Here is a 25,710-nt window from a genome sequence, read left to right as displayed (position 1 = left end):
GGAGTTAGGGCGAGGTTATTAGGGCACCGCCGAACGAAAGAGGCGGCAACAGACAAACCGAACCTACTGCTACCGCGAGTGGGTAGCCCCACTACCTCTCAGCAGCGGGGCCCCCGAAGAACCGTGCGTGCGACTTTCGCCGCACACGGCTCGCGCACAGCATGAAACGTCACACTGACGCCGGTCTTGTCAAACCGCACAAGCCCTTCGCACGCGTCACCTCGTCGATTCATCTCATTGCTGAGACGAGGGCGCTGAACCGCAAACAGCCGGTCTCTCACAAGCTGCCCCACGGCGAATCTAAAAAGTGGGCCTGCGACAGCTGCACCACACGGAAGTCTGCACCCTTTCAGGTCGAGGCAAATCTTGAACCTCTATGCAGCCCATTACAGGCCGCCATTCGCTTTCTCCGCGTTCTCATACCCGCTTCGTCAACAGCGCTCCTCACAGTTTGCCTGCCTTGATTGTCGTATTCCGGAATCAAGGCGATGAATCGGGCTTACCACGTTCCCAGTCTTGCCGATTCGATTGTTCTCGAATCTATCCGTTTAGCGCCCGCCTCTTCCTCGGTAGCGATGGTGACGACGTGCACCCAATGTGGAAGGGAGCAACCTGCTACGCACCGTTTGGTCAGGGCCTGACAGCAGCTTTGGCCCATTAGTCGTGACGAGGTTTATCGGCAGTTCACTTAAGTTGCGCATGCGGAAATTGCCTCGCCCCTATACCGCGTCGCTGCTCGCAGTGTCGGTTCCTTGTCACCAAGGTGGACCGTCCATTGGAAGGGTACTTTGTCCCCGGAGCTTCAGACTCGATGGTCTCCCGTCGCGCATGTCCAGGTAGGCAACTGTTGGTCGTACAACAGGTCACGGCTTCAACCTCCAAACTTCGAATGCCAAATGTGACAAGGCAAGAAAGAGCTTTACCATCTACAGCATGCCGCATAGCGCGCGGCTGACGGCGACACGTGTCGCACCCACATCTCGACTCTACCGGGCATCACCCATCATAAATTGGTGCAGACTGATTCCCCTCCACTCAAAAGGAGAGTGTCATGGAAGCGATAGTCAGCAGGAGCGTGCCTCATGTTCCGTGGAACAAGGACTAGCTAACCGGGCAAATGTCGCCGCTGAAGCTCAAGGAAATTCGCGCCATTCGAATCCGCCTGTAGTTGAGCGCGAAAACCCGTGATCTGGCGATGTTCAATCCGGCGACCGATAGCACGCTACGAGCGTGCGACCTGACAAAGTTCCGCGTGCGAGACGTCTGCCTAGGTACCCGGGTAGCGCCTCGCGCGACTGTCATGCAGCAGAAAACGCGGCTGCCGGCGCAATTCGAGATCACCGAGCAAACGCGCGACCAGGTGGAAAACCGGAGCAGGGTAGCCGGGCATGAACGACATCATCGCACTCGGCCGTTGTTGTACCCCTAACTCGCTGTAGCTACCGCACTGGCCCGCGCCATATGCAATTTTTTGTAGCTGTCGATCAGGCGGTGATGCCTATCGAGACCCTCCAGTTTCATACTCGTTGGCGTTAAGCCATAGAAGCGCACGCTGCCGTCCACTGATCCCATTACCGCGTCCATCCGGGCCTTGCCAAACATCCGACAGAAGTTGACCGCGTAATCCTCCAGTTCCAGGTCGTCATCGAGCAGCACCTCCAGCACCACATTCAGGGCCTGGTAAAACAATCCGCGCTCGACCGTGTTGTCGTTGTATTGCAGAAAGGCTCCCACCAGTTCTTGCGCCGCCTCAAATTGCTGCAAAGCGAGATGAATCAGCAGTTTCAACTCGAGAACTGTTAGCTGCCCCCAGCCCGTATTCTCGTCAAATTCGATGCCGATCAAAGTGGCAATATCGGAGTGCTCGTCTAGTTCACTGTTATCCAATCGTTCAAGCATTGCTGCAAGGCCGGCATCGTCCCGGCGATGTAAGTTCAAAATATCGGCGCGGAACAACAGCGCCTTATTTGTGTTATCCCAAATCAAATCTTCTATCGGGTAAACTTCTGAATAACCGGGCACTAAAATCCGGCAGGCTACTGCGCCCAGTTGGTCATACACCGCCGTATAAACCTCTTTGCCCATGTCTTCGAGAATTCCGAACAACGTTGCGGATTCGTCGGCATTGGAGTTTTCACCCTGGCCAGAAAAGTCCCACTCAACAAACTCGAAATTCGCTTTGGCGCTGAAAAAGCGCCACGACACCACACCGCTGGAATCAATGAAGTGCTCAACAAAGTTGTTTGGTTCAGTCACCGCGTTACTGACAAAGGTGGGCTGAGGTAAATCGTTCAGGCCTTCAAAACTGCGCCCCTGTAGCAATTCCGTCAGGCTTCGTTCAAGCGCCACCTCGAAGCTCGGGTGCGCGCCGAACGAGGCAAAGACACCGCCTGTCCGCGGGTTCATCAATGTGACGCACATTACCGGGTAGGTCCCGCCCAGCGACGCATCCTTTACCAGCACCGGAAAGCCCTGCTCTTCCAATCCTTGAATCCCGGCCAGAATGCTAGGGTATTTCGTCAGCACTTCGTGCGGCACATCGGGCAATGCGATTTCACCTTCCAGAATTTCACGCTTTACTGCCCTTTCGAAAATTTCGGACAGACATTGCACCTGCGCTTCGGCCAGCGTATTGCCGGCGCTCATGCCATTGCTGACGAACAGGTTTTCGATCAGGTTGGACGGAAAATACACCACTTCGCCGTCCGACTGCCGCATAAATGGCAGCGAACAGATGCCGCGCTGCACATTGCCGGAGTTGGTGTCGTACAGATGTGAGCCACACAACTCGCCATCGGGATTATAGATTTCCAGGCAGTACGCATCCAGAATGTCAGCCGGCAGCGCATCCTTGGGGCCAGGTTTGAACCAACGCTCGCTCGGGTAATGTACAAACGCGGCATTGGCGATGTCTTCGCCCCAAAACGCCCCGCCATAGAAATGGTTGCAATTCAGGCGCTCGATAAACTCTCCCAACGCCGACGCCAACGCGCTCTCTTTGGTCGCGCCCTTGCCATTGGTAAAACACATCGGCGACTGCGCGTCGCGTATATGGAGCGACCACACATTAGGAACGATATTGCGCCACGAAGCGATCTCAATCTTCATGCCCAAGTCCGCCAGAACGCCCGACATATTGGCTATGGTTTGCTCTAACGGAAGATCTTTACCCGCAATATAGGTGCTGGCATCAGAAGCCAGATTCAACGTCAACAAAGACTGGGCATCGGCATCCAGATTTTCTACCTCTTCAATGACAAACTCGGGTCCGGCTTGCACCACTTTTTTCACCGTACAACGGTCGATGAAGCGCAAAATACCTCGGCGGTCTACTTCCGAAATCTCCGGTGGCAACTCAACCTGAATCTTGAAAATCTGTTGATACCGGTTTTCCGGATCAACAATATTATTCTGCGACAGGCGAATATCCTCGGTGGGAATATTGCGATTTACGCAGTATAACTTCACAAAGTAAGCTGCGCACAAAGCCGACGAGGCCAGAAAATAATCGAAGGGACCAGGCGCCGAGCCATCGCCCTTATAACGGATCGGCTGGTCGGCCACTACCGTGAAGTCTTCGAACTTGGCTTCAAGGCGAAGCTTATCGAGAAAGTTGACTTTGATTTCCATGTCGGATCCTAAAATTCGTGCTTAAAATGATATGCGCGCTTCTATCCGTCACCGGTGAAGTTGCTGTAGCAGATCGCTTATGTTCCTAGCGGTGACCATTGAAGCGCTAATGCTGTCCGATGAAACGCACGGATGACAGAATTGGCAATCCGGACTTTTGGCCTTACCTTTCAGGGCTAAGCCAGTTCTCGCCAAAAACCGTGAATATGGTTTGCAGACACCATGAACAGCAACACCTTGCTGCGATGATACGCGACGCTTGGGTTCGATAGTAGTTGCAGCAGGACTCGCGGATCGGGACCGATCCGGTCGTTGGTCCCGATTCGAACGGCTGTGGAGAAATTCGGACGGCCGCCACGGGGTCGAGCCAGTGTGAAAACGCATCGATCGCTTAAACTGAATCAACGCATTGAGCCCGGGTGACTCATGAAGCGATTCGTTGAAGGCGATGACCGCAAGCAGGTCGCGTTGCTCCCGAATGCGTCGATGACTACATCGGGGAGTCGATAACGCGGCGGTGCGACGGGGCTGTCTCCAATCAATGCCCTCAAGGAGCGTCGACAGTTGCGCGCACGTCAGATGGACCTTGCCACCGTCGGTCTGGGGCCAAATAAAACGGCCTCGTTCGAGCCGCTTCGCGAGCAGCCAGATTCTGTCCTCCGTTGCCCAAAGAATCTTCACCAGATCACCCCGGCGGCCTCGGAAGACGTAGACGTTGTCAGGGTGCTCGTCTATACGCGGGCCAAGCTGGGTCGCCATGTCGGTTAATTGTCCGTCCGTAGCCTCGTGGTATCGCAGGTTTTTTGGCGCGTCAGACGCTCAGGGTCAGAGTGCCAATTCCGTCGCGATCGGCGCCACCGGCCGTCGCCGGTCGCGCTCGATGAGCGTTAGCTCGGGGCGGGGCGGCATCGCGCGCCGCACGCCCATCACCTCCGCAAGATTTGCGTCGCGGCGATGCATCGGGCCGCATGAACGCGGCCGGTCCCGTTAGCAGCGGAGTAACGGCCGGTCCGTGGCCGCTCACCGTGCTGTCCCCGTGCACGATCACGCCGATGGTCAGCCGCCCTTGTGCGAAGAGCGGGCCGCGCCGCGTATCGGCATCGACGATGGCGACGAGGTCGCCGAAGCGCAGGCTGCCGAGGCGGTATTGCGCGCGCGTCGCGGCATCGCCGAGCTGGATGTCGTAGTCGCCGCGCCAGGCGGTGTTCTTGCCGAGCCCCGAGCCCACCACGCGCGCGGGCACCAGATGCGTGACGGGCACGTGCAGGCGCCCGTCCCGCTCGACGATCGACAACCCTGGCGGCGCGACGCTCAATCGCGTCACCGGCCTGTCGATATCGAAGATCGACGGCAAGCTCACCAGCGTCGCCAGCGTGTACCTCATCAACCCGCAGGGCATCGTGATCGGGCGCGACGGGCGGACGCTTCGTCGCGTCGACGCTCGACATTGGCAACGACGACTTCATGCGCAACTGGCCCGTCGTGTACTTTGGCGGCGAGCCGAAGGGCGTCGTCATCAATCTCGGCAAGATCAGTTCGAGCGGCGGCGACGTGCTGCTCATCGCCGGGAAGAAGGTGGTGAACGCGGGCGAGATCCGCGCGGATAACGGCAGCGTCGAGATGGCGACGGGCAGCTACGGGATCATCCTCACGGGGTACGACAACAGCGGCCAGCAGGTGTCCGTTGAGACCGGCAGCGCCGGCACGGTGGTGAACGCGGGCGTGGTGCGTGCCGCACAGATCAACCTGCAGGCCGTCGACGGCAACATCTACGCGCTCGCGGGGCAGCGCCGCGAACTGCGCGCGACGGGCGTGTCGGAACGATACGGGCAGATCTGGCTCGTAGCGCAAAACGGCAAGGTCGATGCGCGGGGTGCTTCCTTCACGGCTCACGAGCAGGACGGCACCTACGGCAGCGTCGAGATGCGTGCCGCCGATCTGAAGGTCGAGGGCGCGCAAGTGCACGCGGGCGACTGGACGCTCGCGGCGAATGCCATGACGATCGGTCGGCCGCTCGCGCGGACGTTCACGCGCGCGCTCTCGTCCGGCACGAGCGTCTACATCGATACGGCGAATTCGGCGCACGGCAGCGGCGACATCGACGTCCGCGAGAACCTGCGCTGGAAAGGCGACGCCTCGCTCTCGCTGAACGCAGGCCACTCGGTGACGATCGCGCGCGGTGTGACGATCGCCAACGAGGGCGGTGGCTCGCTGTCGCTCACGGCCGACGGCAACGGCGTCACTAACGGCGGCAGCGTCGTCAATGGCGGCGCGCTCGACTGGTGCCGCAGCACGGGCACCGTCACCATCCTCTATGACCGCAACGGGCGCTACCTGCCCGGAGTGCAGCGCGCAAATCCGTCATGGCACGCAAACGCGCAGGCCTCCGTCGATCCGCAGATCATGGCGTGGTCGCGCGTGGATACGTGGGCCGACTTCGAGGCAATGAACTCGAATCTGAATGCAAACTACCGCGCGAGCGGGTCGCTGATTTATGGCGGGACGCATCGACTCTCACGGCCCATCGGCAGCGCGGCGCATCCGTTTACGGGTGTGTTCGAGGGGGCCGGTAGCATGCTCTTCGTTGACGTACAGAACGGCTCGCGCGACCCCGACTCGGCCGACACGGGCATGTTCGGTGTGATCGGCCGGGGCGGCGTAGTGCGCAACTTCGGCGTGGAAGGCACCTCCGACGGCGCGGCCGGCGCCACCGGCCTGATCGCGGGGCGCAACGACGGCCTGATCCTCGACGTCGGAGCGTACGGGGATGTGAGAGGCGGCGGCCCGAGCGGCGGCATCGCCGGGGTCAATCGCGGACTGATCCTCGATGCCTCGTACCAGCCCTCTGGATTCGGCTCGGGCGTGAGGGGCGATGGTCCAGTCGGCGGCATCGCGGGCGTCAACTTAGGGACGATCGCGCGATCTTCCGCATCGAGCGACGTGGGCGGCTACGTGGTCGCGCCCGTAGGCGGCGTGGCAGGCGTGAACCGTGGCCGCATCATCGAATCGAGCTATCGCAACGAAGACGGCTTGTACACCGTGAGCGGGTCGCGCGCGTTGGGCGGACTCGCGGGCATCAATACGGGGTTTATCGCGGCGTCGTACACCGATGCGGCGCTCGACTCGCAAAGCACGGGGCCGGTGGGGCGATTTTCAGGCGTCAACACCGGACGCATCGCGGCGGACAACGTCTGGGGCGGCGACCCTTCGGTGCCCCAGACGAAAGCGGGCAACGACAACTGACGGCGCGCGGCGTTCAGACGCGTTGACCCCCTTCGTCCATCAAACACACCGCATGCGATTCGAGTGCCTACGCCTGCCCGATCTTGCACCATCTGCCGTCCGGAGGTGTTGCGAAAGAGCGCGCGCAGATTTGGGAGGCAAAGGCTGACAGAAGCGTGTGGCGCACTCCGGTCAACTGGCCTCGGGCACAATAAGCACCGTGCTGATTTGCCGTCGGCTAGATAGGCAGATGTGAGCGTTACATGAGTATAGTTTTGTACCGGGGCATCTCGCGTCGAGCGTTACGGCCGAATGAGAACAGTGGCTTTGGAGCGGCAGCAGATTCGCCAGCTTCAAGGCTGCGAGCAGTTCGCGCCCATCGGGCTGAATCGACCGGATCATGACGCGCCGACCGCGCGCTTAACCCAGAACTCGAGGACGCGGTCCCGACGGGGAGCGAGCGTCCCGCGAGACGGTTTTCAGTTCGTGCGACGGCTGGTCGACGAGGCACCCGCGCCTTGTGAGACGGCCTTCTGGTGAGACGTAGATCGACATTTACCCCTTCATTTTGCGGACATCGAAAGATTGCCGTGGAAGAGGGCGCTCGAACTTTCCCGCAGCACGCTTCCACGCCCCGCACCGCGCGGCGTGCAGGCGAGCTCAAGACATTTTACGCGCTCGGTTTGACTTCGCGACAGAGCGCTCACTCAACTACGAGCGCTAGAACAGATCCGGATTCAGGCAACGGTCGAGGACGATTTCGTTGAATGTCGCCGGATGCCTGAGATTCGGAAATCGCCCGACTTGCTTGCGATGCAATAGCAGACGATCGGGAAGAATCCGCCTCATATCCTTGAAGACTCGGGCAGCAACGGCCTCGCCGAATGCCGTGGAGCGTTCTTTTCCCGTTCGGCGAGCTGATCCGTTGCCGGCAGGCGTTGTGAGGTGCTTCCTTAAGCCCGACCAAAGCCGCCTTTGTATCGAGCTTGTTCGGTTGCTCGTGCCCACCGCAGTGCTCATTCTACGTCCCCTTGCAAGCGCGATCACGCAGAATGGTTCTGAGGTGGGCGCCTCGTATCTCGCGCACAATGCCGAGGCTTCAAACTCGCTTCGAGGACGAAGGCCGTCGTGCAATCGGGGACGCCCGCCGCTTCAATTCGACGATCCGTCACCGCACGTTTTTCTTCGAAACAAGGAATTCTTCGATGCTTATCAAAGCAAGATGCGCGCGCTATCGTTGTGCACGTTCGCAGCTTATGAAAGCGGGTGACGGTACGCAGCAGCGGATTCAACCCGCTGAGGATGCATCAGCTAACACGGAATCGCAGGCGACTCACTCCACGGCGTCGTCGGAATCCACTATGCCGACGTGCCAGAAGAAAAGTTCGACGATGCCGCGAGTCGGGACGCTTGCGGAAAGCGTTGCGATCTTGGTCGGCGTGAACCATCTGCACTTCGCGATTTCGTTGTTCGGCTCCGCGGTCGCGTGAAGGTCCACGTGCACGAAAAAGACGTGGTGCTGCGTGCGGAAGCCGTCGAACTGGAACAGGTACAACAGACTGACTGCGGCAAGCGTGGTTTCCTCTTCGAGCTCCCGCAACGCGGCTGCATAAGGGCGTTCGTCACGGCGAATCCTTCCGCCCGGGAGCGCCCACCGCGACCGTTCTCGCGCAACCAGCAGGATCCGGCCGTTTCGAATGCATAGAACGGTGGCTCTGTCTTTCATCCTTTCTCGTTCCGCCTTTCGTGAGCCGTCATTTCGGGCGACGTTTGTTGTTCGCTGCCCACTCGCAGGTTAAGCATTCTAAGCGTGGTCAAAAAAAGCCAGGCGCCGCAGATGCCGGCGCGGCGATCATTTGCCGGAACGATGCGCCTCGCCGCTCGAACGCAACCAGTCGGTGAAATCTCTCATATGCACGGGCTTGTCGGCATCGAGCGGCACTAAAGCGAAGTAGGTCGCGCCTTTGCAAGTCAGATCGGGAAACGGTTTCTGGATACGCCCCGCCGTGCAGTCGGCGTCCAGCGTGGGGAAGGGTCCGATGCCGAACCCGAGGCCATCGACCACCGCCTGCAAGGTCACGAAGAAATGATCGAACCTCAAGGTCCGGCCGGCTCTCAGCGCGGGTTGACCGGCTGCTTCGGTCCACTTTTCCCAATCCATCGGGCGCGTTTCGGTGGTAAGCCAGGTTTGGTCGGCCAATTGTTCAACGGACGAAATGCCGGACTGCGCGATCAACGCCGGACTCGCGATCACCGTATTGCGCTCCTCGAATAACGGCCACTCCTGGAATTGTCCGTCCGCGGGCACCTCGCGGCGGATCGCCAGGTCGAAACTGCCGCGCAGCGCCGAATCGGTGGATAGCGCCGTGGAAATGCGCACGTCCACGTCGGGCCAGTTCGCCGTGAACAACGGCAGGCGCGGGATCAGCCAGCGCATCGCCACCGTCGCCGACGCGCTGACGCGAATCACCTTGACGTGCCGGCTCTTTCCGTACCGCTCCGCCGCATCGGCGACGTGGTCGAAGGCCGCGCTGATCTCGCGCGCGAACGCCCGGGCGTGTCCGGACGCGACCATGCTCTGCCCTTCGCGCACGAACAGCGGCTGACCCAGCCAGTCTTCGAGAATGGCGATATGCCGGCTCACCGCCCCGTGCGTCAGGTTGAGTTCACGCGCGGCCGCGGAGTAACTGCCCGCGCGCGCAGCGACTTCGAACACGCGCAAGGCATTGAGTGGAGGGAGTTTCGAACGCATATGTGAGTTTTATTGACGGATGCTGCACAAATTTGTCGATTGTGTGAGCGGATTTCACATCATACGCTGGTGTCAGTTACTCAGGAGGAGCGTCACCATGACCCAGCGAATCATCGTTAATTCCCGGACCTACCGTGTTCCTTCCGCGCCGACGATTGTCGTGTGCGTCGATGGCTGCGAGCAGGAGTACATCAATCAGGCGATCCTGGCCGGTCAGGCGCCGTTCTTGGCGAGCCTGTCGTCGGTCGGCACGGTGCTGGCCGGAGACTGCGTGGTGCCGTCGTTCACCAACCCGAACAACCTGTCGATCGTCACCGGCGCGCCGCCTTCAGTGCACGGCATTTGCGGCAATTTTTTCTTCGACGAGGACACGCAGACCGAAGTCCTTATGAACGACGCCAAGTATCTGCGGGCGCCCACCATACTGGCGGAGATGGCGCGCTCGGGCCAGCGCGTGGCTGTCGTCACCGCGAAGGACAAGTTGCGCAGCCTGCTCGGGCATCGGCTGGAAGGCATCTGCTTCTCGGCCGAAAAAGCGGATCAGGTGACACGCCGGGAACACGGCATTGAGAACATCGTTGAGCGCGTCGGCATGCCGGTGCCTTCGGTGTACAGCGCCGAGTTGTCGGAATTTGTGTTCGCCGCCGGGCTCTCGATCCTCAAGGAAGAGCGCCCGGACCTCATGTACCTGTCCACCACCGATTACGTGCAGCACAAGCATGCGCCGGGCACGCCGGAGGCGAACGCGTTCTACGCGATGATGGACGGCTACCTCCAGCGCTTGCACGCCGAGGGAGCCGTGCTGGCGCTCACAGCCGATCACGGCATGAATGCGAAAACCGACTCGATCGGACGGCCCAACATCGTGTTCCTGCAAGACCGGCTCGATGAGCGATACGGCGCGCAGTCCACCCGTGTGCTCCTCCCTATCACGGACCCCTACGTCGTCCATCACGGCGCGCTCGGCTCGTACGCAACGGTCTATCTGCGCGGCCACAGTGAAGCGAGGCAGCGTGAGGTGATGGCGTTTCTCGCTGCAATCGGCGGCGTGGAGGAAGTGTTGACCCGCGCACAGGCGAGCGAGCGCTTCGAGCTTCCGGCGGACCGGATCGGTGAACTCGTGGTGCTGGGCGAAAGGCTCACGGTGCTCGGAAGCGCCGCCGACAAACACGATCTGTCCGGGCTCACGGTGCCGCTGCGCTCGCATGGCGGAATGTCCGAACAGAAAGTGCCGCTCCTCTTCAATCGGAGGCTCAGCGGGCTCGACGGTACGCGGCGCCTGCGCAATTTCGATGTCATCGATCTCGCACTCAACCACCTCGCCTGATAACGAAAACGGCTAGCGCGGCAAAGACCGCGCGCCGCATGGAGACAGCAATGCCCTCGGATACACCTGACGCCTTGCCCTACACGTCCATCGACCGGAGCACGACTTTCGCGCAATACAAGTGGCGTGCGCTGATCGGCGTGACCTTCTGTTATCTCTTCTATTACACCGGCCGGCAGACACTGGGCTTCGCGGTCGCCGGCATCCAGCACGACTATGGCCTCTCGAAATACGAGATCGGCTGGATCAGCGCGACGATGCTCTGGTGCTATGCGGGCGGCCAGTTCATCAACGGCAATCTGGGCGACAAACTCGGCGGCAAGACGATGATGATCGCCGGCGCGGTCCTCTCGCTGGCGGCGAACTGGCTGTTCAGTTTCGGGCACACGTTCCTGTTCTTCTTGCTGGCGTGGGGACTCAATGGCTATTTCCAGTCGATGGGTTTCGCGCCGGGCAGCCGCCTGCTGTCCAACTGGTGGGACCATACGCATCGCGGCTTCGTCTACGGCGTTTATGTCGGCTTTTCCGGGTTTTCTTCGGTGCTCGCCTACATTTTTCCGGTCGTCATCCTGGGCTCGATGCAACTCGGCTGGGTCTGGATTTTCCGCCTCGCGCCGCTCTCGATGCTGCTGGGTGCGCTGGTGCTGCTGCTGTTCGTTGCCGAGCGGCCGGAGGACAAGCGGCCGCCGGCCGAATCGAAAACGGGTGCCGAACTGTCTTCCGTCGAACCGGACGATGAACTGACGAGCACGCAGCGCTATGCGCTCGTGATGAAGAACTGGCGGCTGTACATCACGGGGCTTGCCATCGGCTTCCAGAACGCGGCGCGCTACGCGCTGGTGGTCTGGGTGCCGGTTCATTTTCTCGGCATCGACTGGAAGAATTCGTCAGCGCTGATCGACCCGAAGTGGATCACGGTGGCGTTGCCCGTCGGCATGGCGCTCGGCTCGCTGTCGAATAGCTGGATCTCCGATGCGCTCTTCAAGGGGCGCCGCTACATGGCGATCGTCTCGTACATGGTGCTGGCGTGTGCGACGGCGATCTTCATGATGTTCGTGCCTCACGGCAGCATGCTCGCGATTGCGCTGCTGTTCCTGTGCGGCTTCTTCGTGTTCGGGCCTGCGTCGTCGTTCTGGGCCTTGTGTCCGGACATCTTCGGGCGCCGCGCGGCCGGTACGGCGACGGGTGTACTGAACACCATGTCGTACGCTTTCGCGGGCATCGGCGAACCGGTGATCGGGCACATCATCGATACGACAGGTCATACCTCGATCATCTTTCCGGTCGTGGCCGGGCTCTGCGCGGCAAGCGCCGTGCTGTCGTTGCTAATCAGGCGTTGATCGATTCTGCGCCGCGATGGGCGCACCGGTCTGCTCATCGCGGCGGGTTCGTACGATGCGTGATGCAAGTAGCGACTTCCTGTTACGCGCGCTCATTGACTCACGCCCGGAAAGCGGGCGGTTGTGGCGGATCAGCTTCCTGAAACGGATCGTTCGCGTCGAAGAAAGCAACGCGTGTCAGCAGTCTCGCTATGAAGCCGAGAAGTACTCGTCTGCAATTTGCCGCAGCCGGCCAGACACTGCCGGAAGCGCTGCCGGCGACTTTGAGCAAGATTTCCCTGGCCCGTACGCACTCCCCAGAAAAGCCCGAAGTTCCTGCGTAACCGGTCGGTCGGCCAGATGCGGTCGCTCGATCGCCTGCGCCACGTTGCGCTCGATTAGCGCGATCTCGCTCGCGATGAAGGCGACGCATCGCTCGCGATAAGCGTCTGAAAGGCCCGCGATCGCAAGCAAGGCCGGCACGATCGAGATCGTCACATAGCCGCCGGGTTGAACGCGCGCAAGCGCGGAAGCGCCCTGCAGCGAGTCGAATACCGAATGTCCCCATAATTCCCGCTCGGTGGCGATCGCTGCGCGGCGTCATTCGACGGCCGCCCGCGCGGACGCATCTTGTGGCACAGATCGGTAGTCGTTGGCGAAGGGTTGCGCGAACCAACGGCCGCACCGTCGTGGTCGTGCCTCAGGTACAAACACGTCGTCGCATCGATTTTACATAAAGGAATTTAGCCTTCGTCGACACGACATGTACGAGCAATATGAGAATGTCGTGTTGGGGGTGCGGTTCCACATCCTCAAGGTACTCGACGAATCGGCTGGCGCGTGAGCGGCAAGGTGGGCGCCGCGGAGCGCCTTGGGCTCAAGCCGACGACGCTCGAATGGCGCATGAAGCGCCTCGCCATCACCCGCAAAACCCACTGAGATTCCCGACATTTCGGGAATCTCACGAAACCGGCTGCGAACGCGCGCGCGGGAAAAGGCGCGCGCGGCATAGAGGCTCACGCTTTGCATCGACACGGAGCCTTGTCCCACAAGGCTCACTGCGTTTCTAGCCGCCCTCATCGCATACATGGCACGGCTTTCGCGTCAGGGGGCGCTCGCAATACGCGCCGTTCGGTTGTGAGCGCCCATTGCGTCCATCGTGAATTTGACTCGAGAGAGAGCGTGATGAGCAAATCAACGTGCGTCGGCGCGGCGGTCGCGGGCTTGAGCCTCATCGGGGCGGTCCCGGACTCCGACATCCTGTCGGCAATCAACGGCATGACCGTCTATATCTACGACAAAGACGCCGCCGCGAGCCATACCGGTCCGTGCCACGGCACCTGCACGGCGGTCTGCCCGCGTGTCCCGGCGAGCGCGATGCCGCAGGGCGAGGGGATCGGCGCCATCGTCCACGAGGACGGCGTGACGCAGGCGGCGTACGACGGACGTCCCGTCCACTACTACGCGGGCGACCGCAAGCCTGGCGACGCGAACGGCGACGAGATCGGCAGCATCTGGCACGCGATCCGGCCCATCGCGTGCGCGAATCTCGCGATGTATGCGCCGGTGACTATAGCCGCTTCCGCTTTCGACGACTTCTAAACAAGGACACGCAATGCAAACGAATCCGAGCCACGTTCATGGCGCGACCGATGTGCCCCTGATCGACGAAACGATCGGTTCCTTTTTCGACGCGCTGGCCCGGCGCCATGCGCAGAGCAACGCGCTCGTCGTCATGCATCAGAGTGTTCGCTGGACCTATCGCGAACTGGCGCAGCGTGTCGATAACCTCGCCGCCGGGCTGCGCCGTCTTGGTCTCGTTCCGGGCGAGCGCATCGGCATCTGGGCGCAGAACTGCGCGGAGTGGGTTCTTACGCAGTTTGCCACGGCGAAGGCGGGACTGGTCCTTGTCAATATTAACCCGGCCTACCGTCATGAGGAACTGGAGCATGCCCTGAACAAGGTGGCCTGCCGTGCGCTGATACTGGCGCCAAGCTTTAGGGACGCCGACTACCTTGCCATCCTGCGCGGGGTTGCGCCCGAGCTCGCGTTCTGCGCGCCGGGCAAGCTGGTGTCGGCGCGGCTGCCAGCGCTCGAACTGGTGATTCGCCTCGGCGGCGGCATGAGCGACGGCATGCTCAATTTCGACGACCTCATGGTTCCCGCCTCCGGGCACGAGTTGCACGATCTCGCCGTGCTCGGGACGATGCTGAGCCCCGACGATGCCGTCAACATCCAATTTACGTCCGGCACGACGGGCGCTCCCAAAGGCGCGACGCTCACGCATCGAAACCTGCTGAACAACGGCTTTTTCGTCGGCGAGGCAATGCAGCTGACGGAGGCCGACCGTCTGTGCATTCCGGTGCCGCTTTATCACTGTTTCGGCATGGTGCTCGGCAACCTTGCTTGCGTAACGCATGGCTCGACGATGGTGTTTCCCGGCGAAGGCTTCGACGCCCAGGCGGTCTTGCAGACCGTACAGGCGGAAAAATGCACGGCGTTGCACGGTGTGCCGACGATGTTCATCGCCGCGCTCGATCATCCCGCGTTCGCGGACTACGATCTGTCGACGCTGCGCACCGGCGTCATGGCTGGATCGCCGTGTCCGGTGGAAGTCATGAAGCGGGTGATCGATCGCATGCACATGGAGCAGGTCACCATCGCCTACGGCATGACCGAGACCGCGCCGATCTCCTTCCAGAGTTCCGTCGACGAACCATTCGAGCTGCGCATCTCGACGGTGGGACGCGTGCAGCCGCACGTCGAAGTCAGGATCGTCGACGAACTCGGTCGCACGGTGCCGCGCGGCGACACCGGCGAGCTGCTCACGCGTGGTTATTCGGTGATGCAAGGCTACTGGAACGATCTTCGCAAGACCGCGGAGGCGATCGACGCCGACGGCTGGATGCATACCGGTGACCTCGCCGTCATCGACGACGAAGGCTACTGCCGGATCGTCGGCCGCTCGAAGGACATGGTGATCCGCGGCGGCGAAAACATTTACCCGCGCGAAGTGGAGGAGTTCCTGTTCCGGCATCCGAAGGTCGGGGATGTGCAGTGCGTGGGCGTCCCCGATCCGAAATACGGCGAGGAGTTGTGCGCCTGCATCGTCCTGCGGGCGGATACCGACGCCAATGCCGAAGAGATCCGCGAATTTTGCCGTGGCCGTATCGCAAGCTTCAAGGTGCCGCGCTACGTGAAATTTGTCGATGGCTTTCCGATGACCGTGACGGGGAAGATCCAGAAGTTTGCCCTGCGCCGGCAGATGATCGACGAACTGGACCTGCAAGAGGAAAAGGCCGCGTGATGAAGTGGATGACGATCGATGAGATGAACGAAGAGGTGCCGCTGCCCTGCGGTTATTGGCTTCAGTTGCTCGGGCGTGCGGAGATCGACGGCGTGATCGATTCGGACGCAGCGTGTATCCGGACATCCCCGTGGGCGGCACGAGCTGTTACCTGCGCAACGACTGTCTCGCGACTGGCATGTTGCTCGCGGCCGAGGAGGGAAAGGACGTGCTCGTCGTGCTGGCCGAGATCGACGTCACGCTTGTTGGTGCAAGCCTCACGCAAGAGGAGCGCGGCGCGCGCCAAGGCGTCCTGAACTTCGCTGGCGCAAGCGACGAAGCCCGATCCCCGCCCAACGCCTACCTGTACGCGCTCGCGATCGGTGCCGCGATTACCGTGCTCGCGAGCGGGTTGTCTCATTTCCAGATCGCCGTCACTAACCTGGTCATGTTGTATCTGCTGGGCGTCATCTTCGCCGCTGTTCGCCTTGGGCGGGGTCCGGGCGCTATGCTGTCGTTTCTGAGCGTCGCCGCATTCGATTTCTTCTTCGTACCACCGCAACTCTCGTTCTCCGGATCGGACACACAGTATCTGTTGACCTCCGTCGTGATGCTGATGACGTCGCTCACGATCAGTCACCTGACATCGAACCTGCGCCGGCAGGCTCATATTGCGTCGTTGCGCGAACGCCGTACCGGCGCGATGTACGCGATGACGCGTGAGCTGGGCGCCGCGCTGATGACGCAGCAGATCATCGAAATCGGCAGCCGTCACGTGGGGGAGGTTTTTCAGGCAAAGATCGCGATCCTGCTTCCCGACAGCGCCGAAAAGGTCCGGCAGAAGGTCGACGAGCCGAATCCGCAAGTCACGCTCGATGCCGCGAGCCTCGACCTCGATATCGCGCAGTGGGTGTATGACCAGCAAAAGCCCGCAGGACGCGGCACCGATACTTTGGCCGCGACCGAAGCGTTGTACTTGCCGCTAAAGGCGCCAATGCGCACTCGCGGCGTTCTCGCGATCGTTGCCGGGTGGCCCGCGGAGCTTGCCGTTCCCGAGCAGCAGCGCATGATCGACACGTTCGCCGCGCAAATTGCGCTGGCGCTCGAACGTGTTCACTACGTGGAAATCGCACAGGATGCGCTGGTCAGCATGGAGTCCGAGCGCTTGCGCAACTCGCTGCTGTCGGCGATTTCGCATGACCTGCGCACACCGCTCACGTCGATCGTTGGCTTCGCGTCCGTGCTTTCCGAACGACAGCAACCGACGAACGATGCCAGCGATTCGACTCAGGAACTGATTTCGGCGATCCACGAAGAAGCGCTGCGCATGAGCGGTCTGGTGACGAATCTGCTCGATATGGCGCGTCTGGAGGCTGGGGCGATACGCCTAAACCGGCAATGGTCGATGTTGGAAGAGGTCGTGGGCGCGGCGCTTGCGGTCTGCCGCCGCACGCTCGATGGGCATCCGGTGAAAGTCCGCGTTCCGCCGGAACTGCCGCTCGTGCAGTTGGACGCGGTCCTCATGGAACGGCTCTTCGCGAATCTGTTTGAGAACGCAGCGAAATACACGCCACGGGGCACAGCGCTCGTCATCGACGCGGTGGTCGAACGCGACGCTGATCAGAAGTTCGTCCGCGTATGTGTGGAGGACAACGGTCCGGGCGTGCCTTCAGGCATGGAGCCGCGACTCTTTGACAAATTCACGCGCGGCGAAAAGGAGTCGGCGAAGCCCGGCATCGGCCTGGGTCTCGCGATTTGCCGGGCGATCGTCGAGGCGCACGGCGGCAAGATCGGCGTGGAGAACCGCGTGGATGGAGAAGGGCACGTGATTGGGGCTCGCTTTTGTTTCACCTTACCCGCCAACCAGCCGCCGCCCGTAGAGGCGCTCCCTGACGAGGACACCGAGACGCGCACTATTGCAATACCGGATCGAACATGAGCGAACCGACAGTGACCGTTGTGATGATCGAAGATGACAGACAGATCCGGCGCTTCGTGCGTGCCACGCTGGAAGCCCAGGGAATGAATGTGATCGAGGCAGAGACCGGGCAGCAAGGCCTGCGAGAAGCGGCCACCCGCAAGCCGGATCTAATCGTCGTGGACTTGGGCCTGCCCGATGCTGACGGGATCGACGTCATCCGCGAGTTGCGGAATTGGAGCAGTCAGCCGGTGATCGTGTTGTCGGCGCGGACGCACGAAGAGACCAAGGTCGCGGCGCTCGACGCCGGTGCCGACGATTACCTGACCAAACCCTTTGGCGTGTCGGAACTCCTTGCGCGGATTCGGGCGCAGTTGCGGCGCCGTAATCGCGGCGGTGAACAGGAAACACCGCAGGTATGCTTCGGCAAGATCGCGGTTGATATGGCGGCACGCCGTGTCACGCGCGATGGCGTTGCCATCCACCTGCACCGATCGAGCACCGGTTGCTCACGACGCTCGTACGCCATGCGGGGCGGGTGCTGACTCATCAGCAACTGCTACGCGAGGTCTGGGGACCGATGCAAGCCGAAAACCAGCATTATCTGCGGGTCTATATGGGGCATCTGCGACAGAAGCTCGAGAGCGATCCCGCACAGCCGGTGCATATCGTCACCGAAACTGGCGTTGGGTATCGGCTGGTGGGAGCGCAATAAGCAGCGCAATAACCGGCTCAATCTGCTTCGCCAACTTCGTCGAATTGCCTGATGCCTCCAGTGAAGCGCCGGTGCGATAGTTCAGACAGAGTGAGTGCTCGGCGCTGTGACCAGCAGCGCCAAGGCCCTCCGCGCGATGGGTCTCGTGCGCGTAACGCTTCCATTTCAGCAGATCGGCCATCAAGTCTCCGAAGAGATTTTGAAGCGCCGCATAAAATGTTGTCAACGCAGTCCGACGAGCGCGATTTTGACGAAATCATCGACGGGTGTGTTCAGGCTTCACGCGTACTCACGCATCCTCTGCTCGACCCGCTTCGCAGCCCCGCGTGAACGGGCGCATGTGCGCATCAGGCGATAGCGCCAACCCTGCGACGCGTGACGCGAGCGCCGCCCTGAGTTGCTCCATCAACGCGCTCGAAGCCGCGCAAATTGGCATACACGTCTCACCGTCGATGTGCCCGGTGATCGCGAGCGCCGCCTTGATCGCTGCAGGATTGGGCGCTGAGAACAAAAGCTTGATGGTCGGCACCAGGCGCTCGAGTTGCGCGCGTGCTTCTTCAATTCGTCCCGCGGCGAAACTCGCCTGGATGTCCACGAACGCGTTGGCGAATAGATGCGCACTCGCCAGAATTCCACCTGCGCCACCGGCCTCCAGACAGTCGACGAACATCTCGTCGCTGCCGCACAACATGCTGATCGGCAGGGCGCCCAGTGCACGGAAAGTCTCGCGGGCGCAGGCCTTGATCGCCACGATATTGCTGCATTCGACGAGTCGCTTAACCGTGTCGGACGCAATGGAGACGCCGGTACGGTGGGGAACGTCGTAGAGCACGATAGGGCGATCGGTGGCGCGCGCCACTTCTTCGAAATGCCATTGAAATCCGCGCTGATCGGGACAGATATAGGCGGGTGCCGAGACCAGGTAGCCGCCGCTATCCCAGTGATCGAATTGCTGCACGTCTCGAACCATCTCGCTCGTGTTGATGCCGCCGACGCCGACGACGATCGGCAACCGGGTGCCGACGACTTCAAACAGCGCCTGCAATACAGTCATGCGTTCGTGATGGTCGAGCAGCGCCGCTTCGCCGGTCGTGCCAAGCGCGACGAAACCACTGATTTCCGTGCGCAGGTAATGATCGGCGAGGCGTTGCAGTGCATCGACATCGACTTGGCCGTTTCGAAACGGAGTGACGATAGGCGGCCAGATTGCTGAATACATCCCTGCTCCTCAGTGCTGGCGACGTTCAAAGACACGTGGCCGAATTTCTTCGATCACGGCTTCCGGGAGCACCTTCTTGAGCGTCCGAAGCGTAAATTTTTTCGATATCTTCGGAAGCGACATCGAACTTGAGGCGCAGCTCACTTTGGTCACGCGATGCGTGGCTGACGTAGACACCGAGCGGCGAGTGAAACAGCCGCCTGATGCGCTCGCGTGAGGCCTCGTCCTGTTCGCTGTAGACTGCGGCCGAGACAAGCACGCGCTGCGATGGAAACGCGAGCACGTTGTCGTGCCGATTGGAGAGATCGATCGTACCGCGTCGCTTGCTTTGTATGAAAGCCAGGTTCATTTTGCCGTGTGCTCCGTGATATATGGCTGACTACAAGCTTATGCGAATGTTCGTAAACGCCGAGTAAAAAGATCGGAGCCGATTGTATTGAAGTCGTCCGGAGGATCTACGCAGATGCGCCGGTACGGGACCTCGGACCCACGATAATCGCGCGGGGGATGCGATAACTGCTCGTGACCCCTTGCCTCCCGCCTGACCGGTCTTGGGCTTATCTGCCGAAAGCAGCAGCAACTTTTACGCGGCGTTTATGCGGCTTGAGATAATCTGAAGGCATTTGGCTGACAAGGGGCGAGATGTGGACACACTGGCTGGCCTGCGGGCAATTTTCAAAAGGCACAAGCACTTGCCCCGAAGCCGCTCACGTCGCGATCCGGACAGGGAAGTGCTGATGCATGTCACCCTTGACGCGCAGCATGTGACGCCCTTACGCGAGGCTTTGATCCGCGATTGTGGCGATCGGCAGTGGACCATTCGCGTCGCCCCGCTTGGAAGGACAGGCCGCGTGCGCCTCTCGCTGTATCTTCCGAAAGATGAAGTGAGTCATGCGATCCACCGCGTCACGCTGCTGTCGCCGACAGCCGAGGTGGGCCGAATGCTTGAGATCTCCGAATCCCCGACCGACGCATGGCACACCCTGATGCGCGGCGAGCCGAGTCAACGGGACCACGTGGCCGCTCATGATGACGATACGCCCATCGAGAAACAGACTATTGGCGCGCTGCTCTCTGAGACGCATGTCTTGCTCGGGCTGAACGCAGCCCACCGTGAGGAACTCTTCGTGCGGTTGGGCGGCTTCTTCGAACGTGACTGCGGACGGCCGGCCGCAGTGGTGACAGCAGCGCTCGGGGCACGTGAGGCGTTGGGCTCGACCGGGTTGGGTCAGGGCGTGGCGGTGCCGCACGGCCATCTTCAGTTTCTCAGTCAACCGCAGGTGGCGTATGTTCGGCCGGTTTCGCCCATCTCCTTTGATGCACCGGACGGACAGCCTGTGAGCGACATAGTTGTGCTGCTCGTTCCCGATTGGGCTGATAGTACCCATTTGCACTTGCTTGCTGATGTGGCGCAGCGCTTCTGCGACCATCATTTCCGCGAGGAGCTTCACGCTTGCGGGGACGCGCATGCCGTGTGCCAACTGTTTACTGCTTTCGATGTGCCAGAGCGTCGAGCGCGCAAAGATTAAAAGCCGATCTTATCGATGACGAAAGGTGATGGAGTCGAGGCTTATGAGTTCAGATCGTTCATGACTTTCCGTGGGACGGAACAGAACCCCTTACTCACACGCACCGACACGAATCCCTGACGCACAAGCATCCGTTTTCCGGACATCCATCATCGGCATAGTCATTGATGTGGCGTACCCCTTCGTCCGGATTCATGCGAGGACAAACCGCAAAGCCAGACCGACAAAACCGCACGCAAACACCACCGGTATCACACCAACCTTGAATCTGAAAAGCGCGACGCCCGCCCCCAATCCGATTAGAAGCGAAGGCCAGTCAAAACCATCGTGCAGCCCACGTGGCCATAGCACGTGAAGCGCAAAGAACACAGCGAGATTGACGATGACGCCTACGACCGCGGCCGTGATCCCCGTCAGCGGCGCGGTGAATTTGAGGTTGTTATGAGTCGTCTCAATGAACGGTCCTCCGAGCAGAATGAATAGGAACGACGGCAGGAACGTGAAGAAGGTTACGACCACGGAGGCGGCGATTGCAGAAACGAGTAGCGCGTCGGGACCGAACACTGCTTTCGTCCATCCGCCCGCGAATCCTACGAATGATACGACCATGATGAGCGGTCCAGGCGTCGTTTCCCCGAGCGCCAGACCATCGATCATCTGTGGTCCTGTCAGCCAATGATAGTTGTCGACGGCTCCCTGGTAGACGTACGGGAGCACAGCGTATGCCCCGCCGAACGTGAGCAGCGCCGCCTTCGTGAAGAACCACGCCATCTGCGTGAGCGTCCCGGCCCAGTCGAACGTCGCGATCAACGCTCCGATCACAGCGAACCAGATCAGAAGGAAGACCGTCAGCACGGATGCGAACCGCTTCCATGTGAAAAGCGCGTGACGTGGCGTCGGCGTGTCATCGTCGAGAATCGCGCGGCCTGGCGTCTTGGCGTCCGCCTTGTGGCCTGCACCGACCATGAACTTGGACGGAACATACTTGCCGCCAAGGTGACCCACCACGCCTGCGATCAGGACAATCAGCGGGAAGGGAACGTTGGCCGCGAAGATCGCCACGAAGGCCGCCGCCGCGTTGGCCCACAACCACGCGTTTTTCAAGGCCCGCGAGCCAATACGGTAGGCCGCGAATATGACGATCGCGGTTACGGCCGGCTTGATTCCGTATAGCACACCAGCGACCGACGGAAGGTTGCCAAAAGCCATGTAGACCCAGGAAAGCGCGATGAGAATGAAAAGCGAAGGCAATATGAAAAGGCCTCCGGCAACGATGCCGCCCCAAGTGCGATGCATCAGCCATCCAATGTAGGTGGCCAGTTGCTGAGCCTCCGGGCCGGGCAGAACCATGCAATAGTTCAACGCGTGCAAGAACCGCTTCTCAGAAATCCAGTGTTTCCGCTCGACGAGATCCTGATGCAGGATTGCGATCTGTCCGGCTGGCCCGCCGAAGCTGATGAAGCCGAGGCGAAGCCAATACCAGAGCGCCTCTCGGAAGCTGATCGGCTCGACAGATGCTTCGCGAGCAGGCGTGATTGCCTCCTCCCGCGCACGTTCGCTGGGTTCCATCCAAAGCTCCAGATCGACTTGTTGACTTGCGAAAACTGCGTTTTGAAAAAACGGCGGCGATTGCACGGACCGCCGTGATGTCATTTCGCTCTGCGCCTCTCGGTTGCGGCAAAATGAGCGAGCAGCAAATCCAGCACACGGCCCATTTCGAAGAGCAGTTCGTCATCGCTCAAACCGCGTTCTCTTGCACCAGTCATGACTGCCTCGAAGCCGGCGGCTTCCGGCACGACAAGGCCACCAACGTCGAGCGAATGGACCATGTTTGCAAGCCCCGTCATGCCGGGCTCACCATCGATGCCAAAACTGACAGCAAGGACTTCGAAGGTCACTCGCTCGTTGACATGCGTGAAAGTCGCGCCGTCGAAATCGAATCCAACGGCATCCTTCGGGCACGCATCGGGTGAAACGAGCCACAGGAATCGAGCATTGCCGTCGATAAAGCGCTTGATGAGCCACGCGCTCCCAACCCGGTCGACCCACATATGTCGGCGGGTGGCCCAAAGGCGGCCTTGGAACGAGGCGCGATTCAAAAGCTGAATGTCGCCTTCGCTCGAATGAGGCTCGCCCGGCGATATCACCGCGTCGACGGCTTGAACGAGTTCATCCCATGCCGATCGCGCTCGCACCGAAGCCTCGTTCGGGAAAAAATCAACGGCCGCCAGGGCCTCAAACTCCTTGCGCGTCTTGCGTATGAGCTTGGTAATTTCCGCAGGATTCAGCCCGACGAGCGTCCTTTGAACGCCCTCGACAGACCGCCGAAAATTCGTATATTCATCGGTACGGTCGAACAGGGCGCGAAACTCCTCGTCTTGTGTCTTGTCCGCACTGGCAAAACGCACCAAATATGCGGTTCCCCCCGCTTGGCCGATGCTCTCGCACATTTCGGCCATGCCGTCGTCTGCCGTGAGAGGAAGCAAGTACGCGCCATCCCGCAGCACGGCACAACCCTTTGCCTTGAGTGCGCGCCAGTAGCGCATGCGCGCCGTCGCGTTATCTGTCGGCAGGGTAAGGATAAGAAGCAGCCAATCGGCAAACTCTTTCATGTAACGGAATCTACAGCGTTGTTACGTCCTGTACAAATAGAATTTGCTTTGAACCTTAACGCAGCCTAGGATTGCCTTCACCCGCTCCGCATGTGAGTAACCGAATGCTCATCGACGACCATGGAATGACTTTGTATGCGCTCCGGCAACGGGAGTCCCGACGCCACTGCTTGTCGATGCGACGATAAGCCGACCGATAGCTTGACGATCACGAACACAGCGAAGGGTGAACGACAGTGGCCTACCAAAGTCGACGCTTTACCACGGCCCGAAAAGCCTGGGGACGAGCAAGGCGATGGGCCGAACGGCGCGTGGTGGCTGATTCGGCAATAGAGCGGCCGGGCCGTGTGTACGATCGCACTCGCGAGCGATCAGCGAACCATCGACTGGAGCGCTTCATTAGGCATCGTCGACCACTTTGTTGAAGCACCGGGCGAAATAATGAACACCCCGACGGGAAGGATCGCGATAGTGTTGTCGTGGAAGCAGTCGCTGACGCCGGTCCGCGTGAGCGGCGCGTCTGGGACCCTCAACGGCCATCCAGCCTTTAGACTTATAGTTCCAGTGTCGAATGCGGAGCCGCCTTCTGCACGTCCCATTGACACGGGGGAAGGCGACTAATTATTGGCCCATCGTGCTCGCTCAGCTGCGACGCAACCGAGCTGTCGGTAGCGCACCATGAAGTTGCGAACGCGACGGTTTCCGACGGAGCGAATTGAACAATTGAACGCGCAAAGGTGCGATGTCCCTGCTTGAGGATTTCTTCACTCCCGGTCTATGGCGTTTGTGCAGCGCCGGGCGCATCTTCAATTCCACAGCGCGAGGATAAAGCCGCCACCGGCGCTATTCGCTCTGTGGGAGTCCACGGCCGGCGTCAAGGCCGTGCTCAAACCGTTTACTGGAGCGAACGGACATGACCACGATCCGGATGTTATCCATTCTCGCGGCGCTCATGATATCGAGCTTTGCATGGGCGCAAGACAGGCCATCAACCGAGCAGGCGCAGACGATGCAATCTGCGAAAGACGTAGGTGGCGTTTCAGACATATCGGAAACGAGAGCAGGCTCGATTTCTGGCTTGGAGCCCAGGATGTCGAATCCTGACTCTGCGAACAGGTACGTGGAGCGCTCGAGAAACGACACATTCCGTCATCACTGAACGCTGGTTTAGAACTGTCAGTGACCTACATGCCTTTCAATGTTGCGGAACCGGCCCAACGATCGGAAGCGATGAAACCACGCATTCGTGCGAAGCTCGCACATGCGCGGCGAGCGCTCCGCGAGCGCAACGTCGAGCCAATGGAACATCTCGTCGGGTCTGTTGAGTCGTGCGTAGATCTCGGCAAACAGGAATGGCGAGGCGTAGCAGTTCCGCCGTCTCGCCAACAGATCCTGCAAGTACCATTCGAGAACCTTGTCGTAACCTCCCGAGTTCCACACCGTCCTGATCGTCTCGGCTCGCGCGAATTCATTGCATCGCGTGAGCGCATCGATGGTTGCGTCGATGGCTTCCTCGTAATGGCCCCGGACCTCGAGTGCAGTCGCAAGCAACTGATAGATCAACGGCGAGCGTGGCCCGTGTCCGGACGTCAGATACTCGCGAATGACTTCGTCGTATCGGCCCGACTGCACGAGCCCGAAGACGCGTGAACCTTCGAATCCCAGCGGATCGACTCTCTCCGCCAATTCGAACTGAGCGCGACCTTCGACCTCTCTTCCTTGCACGAGCAATAGCCTCGCATACAGACGGCTGGTTTCCGCGTGGCTGGGGTTCAGCCGCAAGGCCGCGAGAAATTCCTCCTCGGCGCGGCGCCAGTCCCAATCATAGAAGTAATGCACTCCCGCAAGCGCCTGATGCGCCTCGGGAAGACCTGGATCGAGCTCCAGTGCCCGCAGCGCGGCGACGCGCGCTTTGGGAAAGCCCTGCGAAGGCGCATAAAAACCGTGTGTCGCCGTAGCCCCGAAGACGTTCGACATGCCCACATAGCCCAGCGCGTAGGTCGGATCCAACTCCAGCGCCGTTTCGAAGTAGCTGTGCGCGCGAACGAAGTCTTCGTCACTCAGCGAATGGTGAGCCGCGAAGCCGGCATCGAAATGCACACGGCTTTCGATTACCCACAATTTTTGGCGAGTTCAAAGCCGAGTTGAATATCGATGAGTCTTCGCAAACCTCGCCAGATC

General features: G+C 60.5%; 17 protein-coding genes and 5 pseudogenes. 10 read left to right on the top strand and 12 right to left on the bottom strand.

The annotated features are described in order from the left end of the window. Window positions 1-1,051: 1,051 nt before the first annotated feature. Window positions 1,052-1,366: pseudogene (locus AWB67_RS42095) on the top strand (site-specific integrase); the annotation flags it as partial. Between the two features lie 59 nt (window positions 1,367-1,425). Here the strand turns inward: AWB67_RS42095 and AWB67_RS29170 are convergent. The 3 genes and pseudogenes from AWB67_RS29170 to AWB67_RS29160 all read right to left on the bottom strand — a co-directional run bounded on the left by AWB67_RS29170 (window position 1,426) and on the right by AWB67_RS29160 (window position 5,014). Continuing rightward, entirely contained in the window at window positions 1,426-3,630 is a 2,205-nt protein-coding gene (locus AWB67_RS29170) for an OsmC domain/YcaO domain-containing protein (protein WP_087659658.1), read from the bottom strand. 534 nt (window positions 3,631-4,164) lie between these two features. Continuing rightward, window positions 4,165-4,389: pseudogene (gene tnpB, locus AWB67_RS43455) on the bottom strand (IS66 family insertion sequence element accessory protein TnpB); the annotation flags it as partial. Window positions 4,390-4,441: 52 nt separating this feature from the next. Continuing rightward, window positions 4,442-5,014: a DUF4438 family protein gene (locus AWB67_RS29160; RefSeq protein WP_235025385.1), complete on the bottom strand. Its 573-nt coding sequence runs from the start codon at window positions 5,012-5,014 to the stop codon at window positions 4,442-4,444. Here AWB67_RS29160 and AWB67_RS43450 point away from each other — a divergent pair. After that, complete coding sequence (locus tag AWB67_RS43450) at window positions 4,917-5,237, top strand: two-partner secretion domain-containing protein (RefSeq protein WP_374729856.1); 321 nt, start codon at window positions 4,917-4,919, stop codon at window positions 5,235-5,237. The genes AWB67_RS29160 and AWB67_RS43450 overlap by 98 nt on opposite strands. Window positions 5,238-8,185: 2,948 nt before the next feature. Here AWB67_RS43450 and AWB67_RS29145 read toward each other — a convergent pair. Together AWB67_RS29145 and AWB67_RS29140 are read right to left on the bottom strand one after the other, a co-directional pair. Continuing rightward, window positions 8,186-8,578 (bottom strand): NUDIX hydrolase, encoded by a 393-nt coding sequence (locus AWB67_RS29145; RefSeq protein WP_087659656.1) that lies wholly within the window; start codon window positions 8,576-8,578, stop codon window positions 8,186-8,188. A gap of 126 nt (window positions 8,579-8,704) precedes the next feature. Then, window positions 8,705-9,604 (bottom strand): LysR substrate-binding domain-containing protein, encoded by a 900-nt coding sequence (locus AWB67_RS29140; RefSeq protein WP_087659655.1) that lies wholly within the window; start codon window positions 9,602-9,604, stop codon window positions 8,705-8,707. 97 nt (window positions 9,605-9,701) lie between these two features. Here AWB67_RS29140 and phnA point away from each other — a divergent pair, with 97 nt between their 5' ends. Beyond that, the gene (gene phnA, locus AWB67_RS29135; RefSeq protein WP_087659654.1) at window positions 9,702-10,931 is read left to right on the top strand and encodes a phosphonoacetate hydrolase; all 1,230 of its coding nucleotides are present in this window, start codon (window positions 9,702-9,704) and stop codon (window positions 10,929-10,931) included. 50 nt (window positions 10,932-10,981) lie between these two features. Beyond that, window positions 10,982-12,271 carry an MFS transporter gene (locus AWB67_RS29130; protein WP_087659653.1) on the top strand — a complete coding sequence of 430 codons (1,290 nt, stop codon included), beginning with the start codon at window positions 10,982-10,984 and terminating at the stop codon, window positions 12,269-12,271. Between the two features lie 189 nt (window positions 12,272-12,460). On the opposite strand, the gene AWB67_RS29125 is transcribed toward AWB67_RS29130, so the two are convergent. Continuing rightward, on the bottom strand, window positions 12,461-12,748 hold the full coding sequence (locus AWB67_RS29125) for a hypothetical protein (RefSeq protein ID WP_087659652.1): 288 nt from the start codon (window positions 12,746-12,748) through the stop codon (window positions 12,461-12,463). A gap of 687 nt (window positions 12,749-13,435) precedes the next feature. Here AWB67_RS29125 and AWB67_RS29120 point away from each other — a divergent pair. From AWB67_RS29120 to kdpE, 4 genes and pseudogenes are all read left to right on the top strand, one after another. Next, window positions 13,436-13,852: a COG4315 family predicted lipoprotein gene (locus AWB67_RS29120; protein WP_087659651.1), complete on the top strand. Its 417-nt coding sequence runs from the start codon at window positions 13,436-13,438 to the stop codon at window positions 13,850-13,852. A gap of 13 nt (window positions 13,853-13,865) precedes the next feature. Next, entirely contained in the window at window positions 13,866-15,557 is a 1,692-nt protein-coding gene (locus AWB67_RS29115) for an AMP-binding protein (RefSeq protein ID WP_087659650.1), read from the top strand. Between the two features lie 226 nt (window positions 15,558-15,783). Then, window positions 15,784-17,475, top strand: a pseudogene (locus tag AWB67_RS29110) (DUF4118 domain-containing protein); the annotation flags it as partial. Then, window positions 17,472-18,169: pseudogene (gene kdpE / locus AWB67_RS29105) on the top strand (two-component system response regulator KdpE). The pseudogenes AWB67_RS29110 and kdpE, both read left to right, overlap by 4 nt. On the opposite strand, the gene AWB67_RS39825 reads toward kdpE, so the two are convergent. The 3 genes from AWB67_RS39825 to AWB67_RS42085 form a co-directional block, all read right to left on the bottom strand. Further along, window positions 18,126-18,350, bottom strand: coding sequence for a hypothetical protein (locus AWB67_RS39825; protein WP_125477718.1), 225 nt, complete (start codon window positions 18,348-18,350; stop codon window positions 18,126-18,128). The pseudogene kdpE and the gene AWB67_RS39825 sit on opposite strands and share 44 nt — an antisense overlap. A 108-nt stretch (window positions 18,351-18,458) precedes the next feature. Continuing rightward, the gene (dapA, locus tag AWB67_RS29100) at window positions 18,459-19,388 is read right to left on the bottom strand and encodes a 4-hydroxy-tetrahydrodipicolinate synthase (RefSeq protein WP_087659649.1); all 930 of its coding nucleotides are present in this window, start codon (window positions 19,386-19,388) and stop codon (window positions 18,459-18,461) included. Window positions 19,389-19,413: 25 nt separating this feature from the next. Next, window positions 19,414-19,737 (bottom strand): hypothetical protein, encoded by a 324-nt coding sequence (locus AWB67_RS42085; protein ID WP_235025383.1) that lies wholly within the window; start codon window positions 19,735-19,737, stop codon window positions 19,414-19,416. 388 nt (window positions 19,738-20,125) lie between these two features. Between AWB67_RS42085 and AWB67_RS29090 the strand changes: the two genes are divergently transcribed. Both AWB67_RS29090 and AWB67_RS39820 read left to right on the top strand, forming a co-directional pair. Then, entirely contained in the window at window positions 20,126-20,917 is a 792-nt protein-coding gene (locus tag AWB67_RS29090; protein ID WP_087659648.1) for a PTS sugar transporter subunit IIA, read from the top strand. A gap of 50 nt (window positions 20,918-20,967) precedes the next feature. Next, window positions 20,968-21,085, top strand: a pseudogene (locus AWB67_RS39820) (EamA family transporter); the annotation flags it as partial. A gap of 24 nt (window positions 21,086-21,109) precedes the next feature. Here AWB67_RS39820 and chrA read toward each other — a convergent pair. The 3 genes from chrA to AWB67_RS29070 all read right to left on the bottom strand — a co-directional run bounded on the left by chrA (window position 21,110) and on the right by AWB67_RS29070 (window position 25,629). Then, window positions 21,110-22,486, bottom strand: coding sequence for a chromate efflux transporter (gene chrA / locus AWB67_RS29085; protein ID WP_087659647.1), 1,377 nt, complete (start codon window positions 22,484-22,486; stop codon window positions 21,110-21,112). Between the two features lie 80 nt (window positions 22,487-22,566). Further along, window positions 22,567-23,529, bottom strand: coding sequence for a chromate resistance protein ChrB domain-containing protein (locus tag AWB67_RS29080; protein ID WP_087659646.1), 963 nt, complete (start codon window positions 23,527-23,529; stop codon window positions 22,567-22,569). Window positions 23,530-24,705: 1,176 nt separating this feature from the next. Then, complete coding sequence (locus AWB67_RS29070) at window positions 24,706-25,629, bottom strand: tetratricopeptide repeat protein (RefSeq protein ID WP_235025382.1); 924 nt, start codon at window positions 25,627-25,629, stop codon at window positions 24,706-24,708. Window positions 25,630-25,710 lie beyond the last annotated feature (81 nt).

It is taken from the genome of Caballeronia terrestris (assembly GCF_001544515.1).
Taxonomy (GTDB): domain Bacteria; phylum Pseudomonadota; class Gammaproteobacteria; order Burkholderiales; family Burkholderiaceae; genus Caballeronia; species Caballeronia terrestris.
This window is presented reverse-complemented; position numbering and strand designations above follow the sequence as displayed.

Coding starts and splice junctions, on each gene's coding strand:
- AWB67_RS29145 (WP_087659656.1), bottom strand. CDS start 8,578: ATGAAAGACAGAGCCACCGTTCTATGCATTCGAAACGGCCGGATCCTG.
- AWB67_RS29170 (WP_087659658.1), bottom strand. CDS start 3,630: ATGGAAATCAAAGTCAACTTTCTCGATAAGCTTCGCCTTGAAGCCAAG.
- AWB67_RS29140 (WP_087659655.1), bottom strand. CDS start 9,604: ATGCGTTCGAAACTCCCTCCACTCAATGCCTTGCGCGTGTTCGAAGTC.
- AWB67_RS42085 (WP_235025383.1), bottom strand. CDS start 19,737: ATGAACCTGGCTTTCATACAAAGCAAGCGACGCGGTACGATCGATCTC.
- phnA (WP_087659654.1), top strand. CDS start 9,702: ATGACCCAGCGAATCATCGTTAATTCCCGGACCTACCGTGTTCCTTCC.
- AWB67_RS29120 (WP_087659651.1), top strand. CDS start 13,436: ATGAGCAAATCAACGTGCGTCGGCGCGGCGGTCGCGGGCTTGAGCCTC.
- AWB67_RS29090 (WP_087659648.1), top strand. CDS start 20,126: ATGCATGTCACCCTTGACGCGCAGCATGTGACGCCCTTACGCGAGGCT.
- dapA (WP_087659649.1), bottom strand. CDS start 19,388: ATGTATTCAGCAATCTGGCCGCCTATCGTCACTCCGTTTCGAAACGGC.
- chrA (WP_087659647.1), bottom strand. CDS start 22,486: ATGGAACCCAGCGAACGTGCGCGGGAGGAGGCAATCACGCCTGCTCGC.
- AWB67_RS29130 (WP_087659653.1), top strand. CDS start 10,982: ATGCCCTCGGATACACCTGACGCCTTGCCCTACACGTCCATCGACCGG.
- AWB67_RS29115 (WP_087659650.1), top strand. CDS start 13,866: ATGCAAACGAATCCGAGCCACGTTCATGGCGCGACCGATGTGCCCCTG.
- AWB67_RS39825 (WP_125477718.1), bottom strand. CDS start 18,350: ATGGCCGATCTGCTGAAATGGAAGCGTTACGCGCACGAGACCCATCGC.
- AWB67_RS29160 (WP_235025385.1), bottom strand. CDS start 5,014: ATGAGGTACACGCTGGCGACGCTGGTGAGCTTGCCGTCGATCTTCGAT.
- AWB67_RS29080 (WP_087659646.1), bottom strand. CDS start 23,529: ATGAAAGAGTTTGCCGATTGGCTGCTTCTTATCCTTACCCTGCCGACA.